Origin of the sequence: Rhizobium sp. NZLR11 (genome assembly GCF_019685115.1) — a bacterium.
Lineage (GTDB): Bacteria > Pseudomonadota > Alphaproteobacteria > Rhizobiales > Rhizobiaceae > Rhizobium.
In genome coordinates this window covers 97,928-115,314 of record NZ_JABDWD010000007.1, presented here as the reverse complement: position 1 = coordinate 115,314, position 17,387 = coordinate 97,928, and the positions used below count along the sequence as shown (strand labels likewise).

Genomic DNA, 17,387 nt, shown 5'->3' with positions numbered 1-17,387 from the left:
ACTCGGAGCCGGCGATGAACTGGATGCACGTAGAGAACGAGGCGCTTGATGCCAAAGCCTGTCGGCATGCCCGACCGCCGACCAATGTTAATGGATAGTCTGCACGATGACCCTGTTCTCAAGCAAGGCCTCAGATGTCTTGATCAAGCGCACGGTGCTCGCGATAACCTCGTCGGAATAAACAGGGTCCGCACGGGAAATTTCATCCGTCATATCGCGGAGAACGCTGTTTATCTCAAGCAGAGACGGCACAAGGTCGAGCAATCCATCAGCCGCCAGCCCGTAAGCCAGGCGGCCGATCGCCTCACTGAGGTGATCTAAAAGCGCTCGCCTTTCGGAAACCGCCAATGCCGACGGCCTTGTGAGGGTCGCTTCACCGTTGAACTGCATGATGCGTATCCTCCCCCCTCTAAAATGGGTTTTGCGACGGCATTATCAATGGCTGCCGGCGAATGAGGTTGCGGCCAGGTGGCAAAGAGCGCAAGCTGAGCGATCGGCGGGCACGATAAGGGCACCGTCGCTTGGGGCGCGCACGTGAACCCTAGCCCCAATGAAGGAGGACACAATGTCTTCCCCATCTGATCCGTTTTTCGATGTCACCAATTTGAGAATGCTGGAGCGCATTCTTCGAAAGGCCGGTTTCCGTGGCGGCGAAACTTACGCGATCGATATCAGCGAGATCAGCGCGACGAGTTTCCTCATTCATTGTTTCCAAATAGGCATCGTCGATGAGGCCGCGCTGAGATCGGCTTTGAGAATGTATCTTGCAACCCAGTTGAGTTCGAACCCGCGTCCTCAGGCGATCGAAGACGCGTCTTTTGCAAGATGGCAGGATGACGGCGGCGCTCCGGAGAAGGCCTATCGGATTGGCCGGTATACGGCGCCCCGGCGTGCCAACGCATCGCGACGGCCGGTCGGTTATCGCTTTCCAAAAACCAGGCTGCCTGAACGATGATCGGTGAAGGCCGCCGAACGCGACAGGGCAGAATTATCGCTTCTAAATCGCCGCATCGAACCTGATTCATGTTCGTAGTTAGGCGTGTCGTTTTTCCTGAACGGCTACACGCGTCTGAACGGCATGCATCGCGATCTGATGTGACACGACGAAAAAGGATGAAAACATGTCCCGGAACCGCGCCGATCAAAAGGACGACGCCGGGAAACGCGCGATCATCGCTTCGGCGCAGAAGAGCGCAACGTCAAGCCCGACTGCCGACGATCTGATCACACAGGCTCGTCACGCCCGCTCACCGTCGGCCGAGCACGGGATCGATAGGGGTGCTAACCAAGCCTATGGTGTGGCGCGGACACACAAAGGTCCGTTCGACAACGCCACGGCATTCAGCGCGCCCACCTACGAGCATGATCTCCCGACCAGGCAGCAATTGGAGGCCGCCCAACGCAGCCAATCCGATGCGATAAATCAGCAGGAGGCAAACCGTCAAAGAGGCAACCACGGCAGTCAGACAAAGAGGGCGAAGCGGAAATCTCCCTGAGCAGACGTAGGGCGAGAGCGACCGCATTCTGCAGGTACGCATCCATGTCTTCGCCGACCAAGCCGAACACGGTTCGAACGCCACCACGCCGGTCGGTCGAAAGCCCGCTCTCACGGGCTTCTCCTTTCAACCTTCAACTTGAGCCCTCAGGCCGCGCTGAACGGCACGGCGACGAAGGTCTTGCTACCAGACGCGGCCTTCAGACCGCGGCAAATGGCACGGCGACAAAAGTCTTGATACCGTCGCGTTCGACGAGCAGCAGCACCGATTTGCGGCCGGCCTTGCCGGCGTCGGCAATCGCGGCCTTGGCGTCGCGGCTGTTGTGAACCAGCTTATCGTTGACCGAGACGATGACATCGCCCGACTGGATGCCGGCGGCAGCGGCCGACTTGTCGGGATCGACGCTGGCGACCACCGCGCCGCTGACGGCGCGCGGCAGGTTGAGCTGCTGGCGCATGTCGACTGTCAGGTCGGCAAGTCCGATCCCGAGGCTCGGCTGGCCGCTGCTCTCGCCCTTGTTGTCCGAGCTTTCGGCCGCAGCCTGCTTCTGGCCGTCCTCATTGCCGCCGACAGTGACGTTGAGATCGATCGTCTTGCCGTCGCGCCAGATGCCAAGGGATTTTTTGGCGCCCGGCGAAAGGTCGGCCACCAGCCGCGACAGATCCTTCGGCGTCTTGACGGTCTCGCCGCCGACCGAGGTGACGATATCGCCCGGCTTAACGCCGGCCTGCGCCGCCGGCGTATCGGCGGTAACGGCGGCAACCAGCGCCCCGCCTGTCTTGTCGAGGCCGACGGCATCGGCGACGTCTTTCGTCACCGGCTGGATCTGCACGCCGAGATAGCCGTGATCGATCGAGCCGTTTTTCTGCAGCTTGGCGACGATCGCCTTGGCTTCATCCGAGGGGATGGCGAAGCCGACGCCGACGCTGCCGCCGTTCGGCGAATAGATCGCAGTGTTGATGCCGACGACATTGCCGCTGCGGTCGACGAGCGGTCCGCCGGAATTGCCATGGTTGATCGGCGCATCGATCTGGATGAAATCGTCATAGGGCCCGCTGTGCAGGTCGCGGCCGCGCGCCGAGACGATGCCTGCCGTCACCGTCGTGCCGATGCCGAAGGGGTTGCCGATCGCCAGGATCTGGTCGCCGAGCTTCAACTGGTCGGAATCGCCCCAGGCAATCGTCTGCAGGGGCCTGGGCGCCTCGATCTTCAAGACGGCGACATCGGATTTCGGGTCGGTGCCGATCAGCTTGGCCGGCAGTTCCGTGCCATCGTCCAGCGTCACCTTGATGTCGATGGCATTGTCGATGACATGGTTGTTGGTGACGATCACGCCGTCCGGGCTGATGATGAAGCCGGAGCCGAGCGCCATCGCCTGCTGGGAAGGCCGGTTTTTCGGTGCCTGGTGCGGCAGCGGGATGCCTTGATCCTCGAAGAACTGGCGGAACTGCTCGTCCATCGGCGAGTCCTGTTGGTCGGCGCTGACGTCGGTGGCCTTCATTGTCGTGGTGATGGTGACGACGGCAGGTTTGTCGGCATCGACGATGGACGCGAAGGAGCCGCTCGCGGCCAAGACGCCGCCGCTATCGGCTGGCGCGGCAATGGCGTTCGAGCCGTTGATGGTGAAGGGCAGACAGGCCGCGCCGGCGATGATGGCCGCCCCGACCAGCGCTGCAGCGCGGTGTTTGCTTAAGATGTGTGACATGGTGATGGTCCCTTGCGAGAGTGTTGGCTTTGGATGGCGTCGTGGTTCCACGTCTTGGGACCTGGCGTCGGATGGCGTTTGGCGCCAATGCCTCCGATCGCAGCGCAGTCGTTGGGGTGGCGACCGGGACAATCGAAGAATTCGCGCTCGGGATTCATATGATCGCGGCCGGCGGATTTACAAATTAAATATTGATCATGTTTATATTGCCGATTTGTAAGACATTACTGGAATTTAATCTTTGTGCCGACGGTTTTTGAACCGGGTGCCCACGCCGGCAATTCCGGCCGGGGTTTTGCTTCGCAGCGCGTTCTCCTCAGCGATTTTCATTCGAAAATAAATGGACTTATTCCCGAAGCCGGTGATCCGCTCGCCGCATGCGCCCGTAATTTTGCCGACAGATGATCATGCTGCTGTTTCTGGAAATTGTCTGCCCGAAACCTATTGCGAATATAAAATGTTAGTAGACTCTAAATTAATTCTTCTGCAGAAAGTAAAGACTGCGAATCGACGGGGTTTCGCGGTGGCATATGAGGGGCGATGAGCAAGGCAGCAGGGCAGGGGCGCAACGGCAAGCGCGGCGCGCATGTGACGTTGAGCGATGTGGCGAAGAAGGTCGGCGTCAGCCCGATCACCATCTCGCGCGCGCTTCGTAATCCTGAGATCGTCTCGGAGGATCTGCGCGAGGTGATCCTGCGCACGGTCGACGAGATGGGTTATATCCCCAATCTTGCCGCCCGGGCGCTGGCCGGCCGCCACAACGGCAGCGTCGGCGTCATCACGCCCGCCTTGCATCAATACGGCTTCACCGGCCTGATGACCGGTATGGAGGATCGCTTCCGCGGCACCGAGTTCACCGTGCAATATTCCAATACGCTGAACCATGGCGAGGGGGAGGCCGGCCTGCTGAAATCTTTCCTGACGCAGAAGCCGGCCGGCGTCATCATCGCCGGCGCCGAATCCTATCGTGATCTTTTGCCGCTGATCGAGCGTGCTGCCTGTCCCATCGCCCATATCGCCGATCTCAGCCAGGAGCCGCAAACCCTGGTCGTCGGCCTCGATCACTATGCGGCCGGCGCCGAACCCACCCGTTTCCTGCTGTCGAAGGGCTATAACAGGATCGCTTTCATGGGCCGCGGCGCGGATGTCCGCTCGCGCCGCCGCATCGAAGGCTATGAGGCTGCGATGCGGGAAGCCGGGCGTTTCGACCCCGATCTCATTATCGGCGGCGATGCGCCAAGTCGCACCGGCCTCGGCAGGCAGCTGTTTTCCAGCCTGTTGCAGCGCGTGCCGGATATCGATGCGGTCTTTGCCCAGAGCGACGAACTGGCGCTTGGCGTTCTCATCGAATGCGCCGTGCGCGGCATCCGCGTGCCGGAGGATGTCGGCATCTGCGGCTTCAACGATCTGGAATTTTCGGCCTTCACCGAGCCGTCGCTGACGACGGTGCACATACCGCGCTACGATATCGGCTACCGCGTCGCCGACATGCTGCTGCGCGCCGTCCGCGGCGAGCCAGCTGATGAAGACAAGGCTGACTTGGGCTTTACCATTATTCCGCGGGGTTCGACGCGGTAATCTGGTCAGACACACCGACAATAGACGTGGAGCCTAGCCTTGCGGAAGCTTGGACTGGGCATAGTCAAGATTATTCCGTATATGGGTGAAATGACAATCACTGTGCTGAAAAATGGATAAGGCGGGACTGTCTTTTGACAGAATGCGCACCTTTATTCGCGTCGCCGAGCGCAGCAACCTGTCGATGGTCGCAAAGGAACTGGGCGTCGGCCAATCCACCGTGACGCGGCACCTCAATGAACTTGAGGAGGCTGTCGGTGTGCCTCTTCTCAGCCGAACCACGCGTCGCGTCACCCTTACGGAAGAAGGTAGTCGCTACTATACCAACTGCCTTCAGATATTGCGCCTGGTCGAACAGGCTGCTGAAGAAGCCAGAGATGCCCGTCAAGCCCCTGCTGGCGCAGTTCGCCTTTCCTGTACCGCAGCACTTGGCGTAATGCATGTCACGCGAATGATCTTTGACTTTCAGGACAGGCACCCGGATATCCGCGTCGACCTCAACCTGACGGACGAGCGTATCGACCTGGTTCGCGAAGGCGTCGACGTGGCGCTCCGTCTTGGACCTCTCGCCGACAGCTCGATGAAGCTTCATGCGCTCGGAGAGAGCCAGCGGCTGCTGGTCGGCGCTCCGGCTTATTTTTCTGTCCGCGGACGGCCGCAGCGCCCGGCCGATCTGTCGCGCCACGAAACCGTTGTGATGTCCAACGTGGCAGGCAGCAATCAGCTCCTTCTTTCCTCTCCCGATGGCGCCAGCCTGATGGTCCCGGTCAGCGGCCGTTTGCGCGTCGATCACGGGCTTGCGGCGCGCGAAGCCCTTGCCGCCGGCCGCGGCATTGGTCCCACACATCTCTGGCTGGTTCACGATCTTCTGGAAGACGGCCGGCTAGAGGTCGTGCTTGGCGACTATCGGCCTTCGCCGGTTCCTGTAAGCTTGCTGATAGTTCCGGAGCGTGCAGCCATTGCCCGCGTTCGACTCCTCGTCGACTTTCTGGCCGCCGAGGTCGCTAAGCTGCCGGGAATCCGGCCATCGTAAGCCTCTTGTTTTCAGGCATCCCGTTCTCGCAAAACCGCTGCCGCACCTTTGCGAGACGCTTCAACCTCCGAAAGAGCGCTTGTCGCCGCGCCACCCCGACGTCCGCAGAAACTGCTCCCAGCCGAGCGTTCCGGGATTCAGGCGACGGCTCCATTCGAGATCGTGCTCCTTGCCGAAATAGCCATACTCGACAGCATATTCGACCATCCCGAGAATCTCTCGAACGAGAAGTTCGTTGGCGGCAAACTCCGGAAAATAGGCGAGCAGGCCGTCCCTGGTGAACGCATTTCGATACTCGGCCTTGAGGCCGGTCACGCGTTGAAAGGTTTCGACCATCTCGCGCGGAGAAATGATATCGCCGACGATCGGCAGCGTTTTGCCGTTGTAGCGCTCGGGGTTCGAGAAGATCTCGAGGACAACAGGCCCGGTCGCCGTCAGCGGATCGACAAAAGGTGCTGCGAAATCTTCCGGCAGATAGATCGGCAAGAGCAGGGTGTCGCCTTCCATGCGCGGCGCATAATATTCACTTAGATTCGTATAGAAGAATGCCAGCATAATGAAGGAATGAGAGATCGGCAGGCCGCGAATGTAATCTGCAACGCGCGCTTTATCGGTAAAATGCGGCGCATATTTCGTCCCACCGGTGATCTTGTCGATATTCTCGAGCGTGCTGAACACAATGTGCCCGACGCCGGCCTCGACGGCCGCATCCGCCAGCTGCCGGCCGAGCGGAGCCTCGCTTGTCTCCGGCGGGGCGATCGGCGGCGTCATCAGAAAGGCGCCATCCGCGCCCTTGAACGCAGCAACGAACTCATTCTGGCGGCCGAGTTCGAGAGGCACGGTGGCGATTTCAGCGCCGAGCTTCTCAAGACGTAGAGCTTCGGGCGAATCCTTTTTCCGAGTGAAGGCACGGACGCGGAAGCGCTGGCTCTCAAGAAGCGTTGCAACGACGCTGCGCCCCTGTTTGCTCGTTGCACCGGTAACCGCGATCAATGGCTTGTTGTCTGTAGACATAGCTTCATCCTTTCCCTGTCATTTGCCGCCGACCAGAGTGGCAGGCGTCTTTACAAGGCAGCGCAGTCGGTCCGTGCCGATAGCCACCTCGACTGTGTCTACCCTATCGAAACAGGCTCTATCGCTGTAGATGGCTGAAAAGCATAAGATAATGCCGTTTTATGGATAAGTGGCGCCCGGCCGGGCGCCGATACCAGTCGGTAGCGCATCACGGATCGGAAACACCGGCAGTCAGGGAAGGACGGGCGGCTCGATCTCTGCCATCCACATCACTTTTCGCAAAGCCTTCGGCCGCCGGAATATGGCTGATAGGTACAATCGGACGGTCGAAAGGAGCGGTAGCTGCGCGAGCAGGCGGTGATGTTACAGGACTGCGGCGCGCCTTGGCCCTCGACGGCTGCTTCTGTCGATCGCACTCCGTCCAACGTCGGTTCGGTCGTCGCCTCGCGCATGAAGTCCCGCCAAATATGCGCTGGCAGGGCGCCGCCGGTCACCCCCTTCATCGGCGCGTCATCGTCATTTCCAACCCAGACACCGACGACGAGGGCTTCCGTAAAGCCGACGAACCAGGCATCACGATTGTTCTGGCTCGTGCCGGTCTTACCGGCGGCAAACGTGCCGGGATCTGCTCCGCGTCCAGTACCGCGCTCGACCACCAACTGCAGAAGGCCGAGGAGATCGGACTGGTAGGGCGAAAGATCGACATTCGGCTTTGATTGTGAGCCAACGCGAAACGTCTTGGGCTGCCCTGCCGCTTGAAAGTCGATGATGCCCCAGGGTTTGACAGGGGCCCTGCCGAATTTGACGGACGCATAGGCGCTGGTGAGGTTAAGCAGATTTACTTCGGATGTGCCAAGCGCCAATGACGGCGTGTTGGCCAGTGGCGCATCGATGCCGAGTTCGCGCGCGGCTGCGATCACATTGTCTAGACCCACCTCTTGCGCAAGCGTCACTGACGCGGCATTGAGCGATCGCGCGAACGCCTCGGCAAGCGTTACCCAACCGCGATAGTTGCCACCGGAATTTTCTGGCGACCAGCCGTCAATGTCTATTGGCGCGTCCAGAACCTGGTCGGACAGAGTGAGCCCAGCCTTCAATGCTGCGTAATAGACGAACAGCTTGAAGGTGGAACCCGGCTGGCGCATCGCGGTGACGGCGCGGTTGAACTGGCTCGCCTTGTAGTCGCGCCCGCCAACCATCGCAACGACCGCGCCGTCGGGCGTCATCGCAACCAACGCCGCCTGCGATGCTGCGACCGTCTTTCCTTCACTGTCCAGGGCTCTTTTCACGACCCTTTCGGCGATCTGCTGCAATGTCGGCACCAGCGTGGTGCGCACCGTAGTCGAACCCGGCGAGGAGCCGGCGATTTCGCTCGCTTGCGGCGAAATCCAGTCGGCAAACCAGCTTCCGGAACGCGGCGTTGGTGTCGTTGGGTGCAGGCTGGCAAAGCTCGTCTTGGCTTCCGCCGTCTGCGGCGCGGTGATCTTGCCATTGGCCGCCATCGCATCGAGGACGACCATGGTGCGCTGCCGGGCGCCTTCGAAATTGTCGATGGGATTCCATTGGCTCGGCGCCCGCAGCAATCCCGCCAGCATCGCCGACTCAGGCAGGTTGAGGGCGCCGACATCCTTGTTGAAATAGATGCGCGCGGCGGCAGGCATGCCGGTAGCCCCCGCGCCAAGATAGACGCTATTCAGATAGCGCGTCAGGATTTCCGCCTTGCCGAGCTTCCACTCCAGCCAGAATGCGATTACGACCTCCTGAATCTTTCGTTTTATTGTTCGGTCGCTGTCGAGGTATTGCAGCTTGATCAGTTGCTGGGTGATAGTGCTGCCACCCTCCACCACCGAGCCGGCCTCCAAGTTCCGCAGAAGCGCCCTCGCGATGCCCCTGGGATCGATGCCGAAATGACCCATGAACCGGCGATCCTCAATCGAAAGGACGGCATCGATCAGATGGGGTGGAAACTGGTCGTATCGAGCATATGGCCCTTGATAAGGTCCCTGTCTTACCAGCGGCGCGCCGTCGGCGGTTTCCAGCACCACGACCGGCTTTAACGTTCCATCCCGGATTTCGCTCCAGGGCACGTCTTTCAGTGCCCACACCAGAATGCTTCCGACGAGGAGGCAGACAACAAGGAAGGACCCGAGAGCGAATTTCCACCAGCCCGTAATGAGCGATGCGCTCCAACGGCTTTCACGCTTTGAACGCCGATCGCGAATACCGCGCCCGGCTTTGACCAAAGCAGTCGCCATCCAGTTGTGCGGAGCTGGCGGGATTCCAAGCGGCGCCGACCTCCTTGGCTTCGTCCTCCAAGAAAATGCGGCCGTCTTGATCTTTGCCACAGCAGAACTTGCCTGCAAATCTTGACGTATCGCACGTAATAGAGTCCTGACGGCCCGTCTGGTTTGGTCGAAGGATCCGTGGGGCGGCTGCGGGTCTTCGACTTGGGTGGTTCCCGGCGAATCCAAGGCGGCCGCTTGCGCTGCCGAATCTGGGGTCTGATCGCGACCCGAGCTCGAGCTGCTAACGCTTTCACCTGAGGATTCGGGAGAATTGGGCATCGATTACCGCTAAAAAGCCAACGCACAATGACCTATATAGCCGGGGATGCGGACTGTTCCACCGCAAAAGGCCCCAACGGACTGCTGCGATGACAATGACGGCAACCATGCACCAGACATCGAGAGGGCAACCGCCACGTTGAAGCCGCTCTCAGCCAGCCAGGAGGTCAAGACTTGGCGAGGGGATCAGAGCTGGGCTTCGAGAGAAGTAACGGGGTTTCTCCTGCCTCCCAGGACCATTTCAGATAGCCGCAATCGGCCGAAAGCCGAGGTGGAGAGCTTGTCGCAACGTCCCAGGACCTGATCGATTTCATTACTGCAATTTGCGCCATCGCCGTTCGGCAGGAATCCGCCGGCCGCAGTCACCGGATTCGGCCTCGCATAAGAGGCCAGTGTTGCTGGCCCCTTATCTCTTATCAAATATCACTTGCAGCGCTCGACCAGAGATCGGCCGCTTCGGCGGCGGTCATGCGGCGCACCTCGGCCTCGTGGCTGCGGCTGGCGAAGAGTTCGCTGGCCATGATCTGTTCGGCAAGATCGGCCGGCAGCGAGAGGATGACGCGGCCTTCGCCATTGTGCAGGCCGCCGAGTTCGGTACGCTTACCCGTCACCATGCCGCCGGCAACCGTATTGTTGGTCTCCGGGTCGATCAGGATGAAGGAGCCGGACAGCCGGTTCTGCTCATAGGGGTCGAAGATCGCCGCTTCCTCGAAGACAAGCCGGACTTTGCCGATGGCGTTCATGTAGAGCCGCTGGGCAGCAGTCCAGGTGCCGGTCTTCAGCTCGAGTTGACTGAGCGGCTGCACCTGAACGCGCTGGCGGCGCGAACCGCTCTTCAGCCAGTAGCGTTTTCCGGGCTCGATGCCCTCAGGCTGCAGCGCGACGATCTGCGCGTCGAAGGCAAGGCCGACCTGCGGCTGGGCGTCGATCGAGACGATCATGTCGCCGCGCGCCACATCGACCTGGCGGTCGAGCACCAGCGTGATCGCGTCGCCGGCAACGGCAGCGTTGCGAACGAGATCGAAGGTGACGATCTTCGAGACATTGGCGACCATGCCCGACGGCAGGATCATGACGCTGTCGCCTGGCTTGACCGAGCCGCCGGCAACCGTGCCCTGATAGCCGCGGAAGCTTTCGCCCGGGCGCGACACGCGCTGCACCGAGAGCCGGAAGCCGACCGTCTGCGACGAGCGTACGGTCGCAAGCTCCAGCGTCTCCACCAGCGTCGGGCCGCTGTACCACGGCATGGCGGCCTGGGCGGAATAGACGACGTTTTCGCCCTTCAGCGCCGACATCGGAATGGCGGTGATCTGCTTGACGCCGAGCGACAGGGCAAATTCCCGGAATTCATGGGTGATCTTGTCGAAGCCGGCGCGGTCGTAGCCCGTCAGGTCGATCTTGTTGACGGCAAGCACGAACTGCTTGATCCCGAGCAGCGAGGCGATCGTCGCATGACGGCGGGTCTGCTCGAGAATGCCGAAACGGGCATCGACCAGCAAGATGGCGAGGTCGGCCGTCGAGGCGCCGGTCGCCATGTTACGGGTATATTGCTCGTGGCCGGGCGTGTCGGCGACGATGAAGGAGCGCTTGTCGGTCGAGAAATAGCGATAGGCGACATCGATGGTGATGCCCTGTTCGCGCTCGGCCTGCAGGCCGTCGAGCAGCAGCGCGAAGTCGGGCAGGCCGAGATCGTTCTGCTTGCCGGTGGAATCGCGCTGCAGCGTGGCGGCCTGGTCTTCCTTGACCGCCTTGGTGTCCCAGAGCAGGCGGCCGATCAAGGTCGATTTGCCGTCATCGACGCTACCGCAGGTAATCAGGCGCAACGGGCGCGTGTCGCGCTGGGCCTTCTGCGGCTCGGCGGCGGGCAGGCTGACGACGGTGGCGGCCGAGACGGCGGTTTGGGCTGCGGTCATCTCAGAAATATCCTTCACGCTTCTTCTTTTCCATGGAGCCGGACTGGTCGCGGTCGATGGCGCGGCCCTGGCGTTCGGACACCGTTGCGATTTCGAGTTCGGCAATCACCTCTTCGAGGGTGGTCGCCTGTGAGCGGATGGCGCCGGTCAGCGGGAAGTCGCCGAGGGTGCGGAAGCGGATCATGCCTTCCTGGCGGACTTCGCCGGGCAGCAATTCCAGGCGCGGATCCTCGGCCAGGATCATCATGCCGTCGCGCTCCACGAACGGCCGCTTCTTGGCGTAATAGAGCGGCACCAGCGGAATGTCTTCGGCCTGGATGTAGCGCCAGATGTCGACCTCCGTCCAGTTCGACAGCGGGAAGGCGCGCACGCTCTCGCCCTTGCGGATCATGCCGTTATAGACGTTCCACAGTTCCGGCCGCTGGTTGCGCGGATCCCAGCGATGGTCCGGGGTGCGGAAGGAATAGATCCGCTCCTTGGCGCGGCTGGCTTCCTCGTCGCGCCGCGCGCCGCCGAAAGCGGCATCGAACTGGCCGGCATCGAGCGCCTGGCGCAGGCCTTCGGTCTTCATGATGTCGGTGAAGGCCGCCGAACCGTGGGTAAACGGCGTGATGTTTTCGGCCGCGCCGCGCGGATTGATGTGTTCGATCAGATCGAGTTCGTACTTCTTGGCGGTCGCGTCGCGGAAGGCGATCATCTCCCGGAATTTCCAGCCGGTGTTCACATGCAACAGCGGGAAGGGCACGCGGCCGGGATAGAAGGCCTTGCGCGCCAAGTGCAGCAGCACCGAGGAATCCTTGCCGATCGAATAGAGCATGACCGGACGCTCGAATTCGGCGGCGACCTCGCGGAAGATGTGGATGGATTCGTTTTCCAGCGCCTTGAGATGCGGGTCGAGTGGCGCCTTGGCGCTCTGGGGATTGCTGAGTTCCGTATCCGGACGGCTATCGGGCATGTTTTACTCCAGACTGTCGATCCTTTGCGGTTTGCCGCAAAGCAGTTCCTGATGCTGGCTTTCCCAAGGCTGCGGCGGTGGCCGCGCCCGGGTTCGGTAAGCCGTGAATTTGATTATTGTGCGGCGATCACCGCGGCCTCTTCGGCGACATGCAGGCCGCATTCGCGCGTCTCGTCCTGCTCCCACCACCAGCGGCCGGCGCGTTCCGGCTCGCCGGGCTTGATTGCCCGCGTGCAGGGCTCGCAGCCGATCGAGGGATAGCCACGCTGATGCAGCGGATTGACCGGCACGCCGTTGTCGGCCACGAAGGCCTTGATTGCCTCCAGGTCCCAATCGGCGAGCGGATTGACTTTCAAGAGGTGGCGTTCGGCGTCGTATTCGGCAAACGGCGTTTCGGCGCGATTGGCCGATTGGCCACGGCGCAGGCCGGTGATCCAGATCGCAGCGCCTTCCAGCGCACGCGCCAGCGGCTTCAGCTTGCGCATGCCACAGCAGGCATGCCGGGCTTCGACACTCTCGTAGAAACCGTTGAGGCCGTATTGCGCCGCATAGGCGTCGATGTCGGCCTGTTCAGGCTCGAAGCGGCGGATCTGAATGTCGTACTGGCTTTCCGTCTCTTCGATCAGCGACAGCGTCTCGGCAAACAGCCGGCCGGTCTGCAGCGTCGCAACATCGATCGGCAGGCGGTGCGTGCCGATCTCGGCGGCGATCACCTGGTCCTCGATGCCGAGCGAGGTGGTGAACACCACGCGGCCGCCAAGGCCGGAGACCAGCGACAGACGTCCAGCGAGGTCAAGACCCGCCAGTGCGTCGTTCAGCGCCTCGGCTCTAGCAATCGGCCCTTCTTCCGCAATCGTATTGTTAACAGTCATGGGAATCCTGTCCTTTGTTGACGGGAGTATCGCAGCTCAGGCTTGGGTCGGACAGAAAAAGGGATTTCGAAAGCTGCGGCCGGAGGAGCAAATATCTCTCCGAAGCTGCCGCGATGCAGAAAAGCAGCCGCCCGCGGACGAAATCCGCGTTGGCAGCCTGAATGTCTATAAGATTTGTAGACTTACACGCGGCCTGTCAATCCGAAATCTGAAGTGATGCCGAAAAAGATGCGGAAGACGCGGTTTAGGCGTAAATTGCGCCGGCTCGGCCGAGGGTGAAAACAAGGCCGAAAACGCTTGATCCTCAAGGCTTTCTCCGGTGCGTTCAAATTCCGTTCATGCTGGCTATGCCATAGAGGCGAAAGTACTTCCGTAGCGGTGCGAAGATTCGTGCCGCCTGTGTGTGTCGATGGTCTGAGATGATTACGCAAAAGGCGAAATATGCGCTGCGGGCGCTGACGGTTCTGGCGGATGCCGATGCTGACGAACCGGTGATGATTTCCGATATCGCCGCGCAGCAGAAGATCCCGAAAAAGTTTCTCGAACAGATCCTGCTCGACCTGAAACATCACGGCATCGTCGTCAGCCGCCGCGGCAAGCAGGGCGGTTATCTCCTCTTGAAACCCGCCCACACCATCACCTTCGGCGAGATCCTGCGCATCGTCGACGGCCCGCTCGCGCCGCTTCCGTGCCTGTCGATCACCGCCTATCGAAAGTGCGACGATTGCGACGGCGAGCAGAACTGCCAGATCCGCCACGTCTTCGCCAAGGTGGCTGACGCCACCCGCAAGGTGCTGTTTTCGACGACCATCGCCGATGCCGCCCAGCCGGCCCGCACCGCGGAAGTCACCCGGCTGCTCGCCTGAGCGACGATCGGCCGGTTTGCCCAGTGCTGTTGCGCGTCATTCACAACGGCAGGGTGTTGCGACCATCGCGGATGCCGTGGGTCGAAGTCACGCCTCTCGTGGACCGATCTCAGCTTTCCGCCAGTTCCCTGGCGCGCCGGGCCCTGATCGCTGCGGCAATGAAGACGCGCGACAGGCCGTGATAGAGCGGCTCTCGCGACAACAGGCGCGAGGTGACGTAGCCGATCATCGATACCGCCATGATCGGGATGACGGCCTGGTGATCGCCAGTCATTTCCAGAATGATGACGAAGGCCGTCATCGGCGCCTGCACCACGCCGGAGAAATATCCGGCCATGCCGAGGATCGCCGCAAGCGCGATGCCGCTGCCCATCAACTGGCCGACCGTGCTGCCGAAACCGGCGCCGATGGCGAGTGAGGGCGCGAAGATGCCGCCCGGAATTCCCGAAATCATCGACAGGAAGCCGGCAGCAAGCTTTTCGAGGAAGAACAGCAGGGGCAGGGGATTGCCTTCGACCGCGCCCTTCGCCTGGTCGTAGCCGGTTCCGAAGGTCGTACCATCAGACAGGATACCGATGACGGCGACGGCGAGGCCGCAGGCCGTTGCCAGCATGACCATCCGCCGCAGCGGCTGCGAATGCGTGAAGCGGCGGACATGCTGGCCGATATGGAGCGCAAGCCCGCTGAAGGCCGCACCGAGCGCGCCGCCGCCGATGCCGCAGACGAACACCAGTTCCCAGTCGCGCAGCGATGCCGGCGCCACCGCGGTAGAGCCGAAATAATTGTAGCTGCCGGCAAGCCCGAGGGCGGCAAGGCCGGACAGGATGACGGCGGTCAGAACCAGGCCGTTGGCGCGCGATTCATAGGTCCGGCTCATCTCTTCGATCGCAAAGACGATGCCGGCGAGCGGCGTGTTGAAGGCGGCGGCGATGCCGGCCGCCGAACCGGCAAGGATCAGTCCGCGGGCCTGCGCCATGCCGCCGAAGCGGGCAACCGCCAGCATGATCGATGCGCCGACCTGCACGGTCGGCCCTTCGCGGCCGATCGATGCGCCGCTGAGCAGCCCGAGCACCGTCAGCACGATCTTGCCGAAGACCAGCCGCAGCGACAGCAGGCGGGTGCGGTCTTCCGGATCGCGCAGGTGCCGGGCGGCAATCGCCTGCGGAATGCCGCTGCCCTGCGCATTCGGGAAAAACGTTGCGGCAAGAGTGGCCGACAGCATGAAGCCGAGCGGCGTAATGACGAGCGGCAGCAAAAAGCTCCATTCGCCGGAGGTGGTCACGCCGGCAAAAGCGCGCTGGGCGAGATCCGCCAGCCTGGCAAAGCCGACGCTGATGACGCCGATCGCAAAGGCGCCGAACCAGAAGATCAGCCGCGGGCGCCAGAGCGCGAGGGAACCCCATAGAACACGGGATCGACGAAGAAGTCTGGACTTGCGATACAACACGGGCATGCCGGAGCGGATGTTGAACAGAGCCTCTTCCTAAACCGGTTTGCAGGGAAAGAACCATCTCTTTCTTCGAAATTCGCCGCCGACGAACTTCGCCGACAGGCAACGATAGCTCTCTCCAACCATCACCGATCGCTCACCGCCGCCCTTGGATTGACCCACGGTTCCTGGTTCGAGCGCGCCAGCGGCTGTTTGCCGAGGATATGGTCGGCGGCCTTTTCGCCAGTCATGATCGACGGTCCGTTGAGGTTGCCGTAGGTGACGTGCGGGAAGATCGAGCTGTCGGCGACGCGCAAGGCCTCGACGCCGATCACCCGGGTCTGCGGATCGACCACTGCCATCGGATCGTCCTTGGCGCCCATCTTGCAGGTGCCGCAGGGGTGATAGGCGCTTTCCAGATGCTCGCGCAGAAAGGCGTCGATCTCTTCGTCGCTCTGCACGCCTTCTCCGGGCTGGATCTCCGCCCCGCGATAGTGGTCGAAGGCTGCTTGCCCGAAGAGCTCGCGGGTGAGGCGCACGCAGTGGCGGAATTTCTCCCAGTCCTCGGCATGGCTCATATAGTTGAAGCGCAGCACCGGGTCGGCTTTGGGATCGGCGGAGCGCAGCGTCACGCTGCCGCGCGATTTCGACAGATTGTAGCCGACATGCACCTGGAAGCCGTGGCTTTTGGCCGCCGCCTTGCCGTCATAGCTGATCGCCACCGGCAGGAAATGGTACTGGATGTCGGGTTGCTTCAGCCCGGGCGCGGAGCGCAGGAAGGCACAGGCTTCGAACTGGTTCGAGGCGCCGAGCCCGCCCTTGGAAAGCAGCCATTGCGCGCCGGCCACGCCTTGCCAGAACCAGGGCAGCCAGGAATAGAGCGACACCGGCTTGGTGCTCACCTGCTGGAAGTAGAATTCCATATGGTCCTGCAGGTTGGCGCCGACGCCCGGCCGGTCGGCCTTCACCTCGATGCCCATTTCTTGGAGATGGCCGCCCGGACCGATGCCCGACAGCATTAGCAGCTTCGGCGAATTGAACGAAGAGGCCGAGACGATCACCTCGCGGCTTGCCTTGACGACCTCTATTTTGCCGTTGCGCTCGATCTCGACGCCGGTCGCCCGGCCGTCCTCGATGACGATCCGGCGCGCCAGGCCGTAGATGATCCCGACATTTTTCCGCTTCAGCGCCGGTTTCAGATAAGCGTTGGCGGCTGACCATCGGCGGCCGGAAAAGATGGTCTGCTCCATCAATCCGAAGCCTTCCTGCTTGCTGCCGTTATAATCCTCAGTCGTCTCGAAGCCCGCCTGTGTGCCGGACTCGATAAAGGCGTGGAACAGCGGATTGGTGAAGCCGCCGCGCTGGACGTGCAGCGGCCCGTTTGTGCCGCGCCAGCCTTCCTCGCCGCCATGCGAATGCTCCATCCGCTTGAAATAGGGGAGAACATCGGCATAGGCCCAACCGCCGGCGCCGAGTTCCTCCCAGCGGTTGAAATCCTCAGCATGGCCGCGCACATAGACCATGCCGTTGATCGAGGAGGAGCCGCCGATCACCTTGCCGCGCGGCGCGGTGATGCGCCGGTTGTTGAGATTGGGCTCCGGTTCGGAAAGATAGCCCCAATTGTAGCGCTTCATGCTCATCGGCCAGGCAAGCGCTGCCGGCATCTGGATGAACGGCCCGAAATCGCTGCCACCGGCCTCAATGACGAGGACGCTATTCTTGCCGTCTTCAGAGAGGCGATAGGCGAGCGCCGAGCCGGCGGAGCCGGAGCCGATGATGACGAAATCTGCTTGCATGGTTTTTTCTCTCGCGTTTTGCTTCAGCCGTCGCGTCGCGTCGCCCCCTCATCCGGCTGCCGCCACCTTCTCCCCAAAGGGGAGAAGAGACGTGCCGCGGCCTCTCGGTTCCCCCTTCTACCCTTGGTGAGAAGGTGCCCGGCGGGCGGATGAGGGGGCTGCCTGC

Annotated in this window: 14 protein-coding genes; 5 read left to right on the top strand and 9 right to left on the bottom strand. The window is 61.8% G+C overall.

What is annotated here, in order from left to right:
• Positions 1–87: 87 nt before the first annotated feature.
• A complete protein-coding gene (locus HJB83_RS14225) occupies positions 88–390 on the bottom strand; it encodes a hypothetical protein (RefSeq protein ID WP_221132168.1) in 303 nt (100 codons plus the stop codon).
• 175 nt (positions 391–565) lie between these two features.
• Here HJB83_RS14225 and HJB83_RS14220 point away from each other — a divergent pair, with 175 nt between their 5' ends.
• Positions 566–955: a hypothetical protein gene (locus tag HJB83_RS14220; protein WP_207583396.1), complete on the top strand. Its 390-nt coding sequence runs from the start codon at positions 566–568 to the stop codon at positions 953–955.
• A 166-nt stretch (positions 956–1,121) separates the two neighbouring features.
• Complete coding sequence (locus HJB83_RS14215) at positions 1,122–1,496, top strand: hypothetical protein (protein ID WP_207583397.1); 375 nt, start codon at positions 1,122–1,124, stop codon at positions 1,494–1,496.
• Between the two features lie 199 nt (positions 1,497–1,695).
• Here HJB83_RS14215 and HJB83_RS14210 read toward each other — a convergent pair whose 3' ends face one another.
• A complete protein-coding gene (locus HJB83_RS14210) occupies positions 1,696–3,201 on the bottom strand; it encodes a DegQ family serine endoprotease (protein ID WP_221132167.1) in 1,506 nt (501 codons plus the stop codon).
• Between the two features lie 540 nt (positions 3,202–3,741).
• Between HJB83_RS14210 and HJB83_RS14205 the strand changes: the two genes are divergently transcribed.
• Complete coding sequence (locus tag HJB83_RS14205) at positions 3,742–4,779, top strand: LacI family DNA-binding transcriptional regulator (protein ID WP_221132166.1); 1,038 nt, start codon at positions 3,742–3,744, stop codon at positions 4,777–4,779.
• A 112-nt stretch (positions 4,780–4,891) separates the two neighbouring features.
• Complete coding sequence (locus HJB83_RS14200; RefSeq protein ID WP_221117029.1) at positions 4,892–5,812, top strand: LysR family transcriptional regulator; 921 nt, start codon at positions 4,892–4,894, stop codon at positions 5,810–5,812.
• Between the two features lie 60 nt (positions 5,813–5,872).
• Here the strand turns inward: HJB83_RS14200 and HJB83_RS14195 are convergent, their stop codons facing one another.
• From HJB83_RS14195 to HJB83_RS14175, 5 genes are all read right to left on the bottom strand, one after another.
• On the bottom strand, positions 5,873–6,826 hold the full coding sequence (locus tag HJB83_RS14195; RefSeq protein ID WP_221132165.1) for an NmrA/HSCARG family protein: 954 nt from the start codon (positions 6,824–6,826) through the stop codon (positions 5,873–5,875).
• 269 nt (positions 6,827–7,095) lie between these two features.
• Positions 7,096–9,390 carry a PBP1A family penicillin-binding protein gene (locus tag HJB83_RS14190; protein WP_221117027.1) on the bottom strand — a complete coding sequence of 765 codons (2,295 nt, stop codon included), beginning with the start codon at positions 9,388–9,390 and terminating at the stop codon, positions 7,096–7,098.
• Positions 9,391–9,806: 416 nt separating this feature from the next.
• Positions 9,807–11,303 carry a sulfate adenylyltransferase subunit CysN gene (gene cysN / locus HJB83_RS14185; protein ID WP_207583403.1) on the bottom strand — a complete coding sequence of 499 codons (1,497 nt, stop codon included), beginning with the start codon at positions 11,301–11,303 and terminating at the stop codon, positions 9,807–9,809.
• A 1-nt stretch (position 11,304) separates the two neighbouring features.
• Positions 11,305–12,258 (bottom strand): sulfate adenylyltransferase subunit CysD, encoded by a 954-nt coding sequence (gene cysD / locus HJB83_RS14180; RefSeq protein WP_207583404.1) that lies wholly within the window; start codon positions 12,256–12,258, stop codon positions 11,305–11,307.
• Positions 12,259–12,371: 113 nt separating this feature from the next.
• Positions 12,372–13,130, bottom strand: coding sequence for a phosphoadenylyl-sulfate reductase (locus HJB83_RS14175; protein ID WP_207583405.1), 759 nt, complete (start codon positions 13,128–13,130; stop codon positions 12,372–12,374).
• 419 nt (positions 13,131–13,549) lie between these two features.
• Here HJB83_RS14175 and HJB83_RS14170 point away from each other — a divergent pair, with 419 nt between their 5' ends.
• Positions 13,550–13,996 carry an Rrf2 family transcriptional regulator gene (locus HJB83_RS14170; protein ID WP_007626992.1) on the top strand — a complete coding sequence of 149 codons (447 nt, stop codon included), beginning with the start codon at positions 13,550–13,552 and terminating at the stop codon, positions 13,994–13,996.
• A gap of 109 nt (positions 13,997–14,105) precedes the next feature.
• On the opposite strand, the gene HJB83_RS14165 is transcribed toward HJB83_RS14170, so the two are convergent.
• Positions 14,106–15,449: a chloride channel protein gene (locus HJB83_RS14165; RefSeq protein WP_207583406.1), complete on the bottom strand. Its 1,344-nt coding sequence runs from the start codon at positions 15,447–15,449 to the stop codon at positions 14,106–14,108.
• 122 nt (positions 15,450–15,571) lie between these two features.
• On the bottom strand, positions 15,572–17,221 hold the full coding sequence (betA, locus tag HJB83_RS14160) for a choline dehydrogenase (RefSeq protein ID WP_221132164.1): 1,650 nt from the start codon (positions 17,219–17,221) through the stop codon (positions 15,572–15,574).
• Positions 17,222–17,387 lie beyond the last annotated feature (166 nt).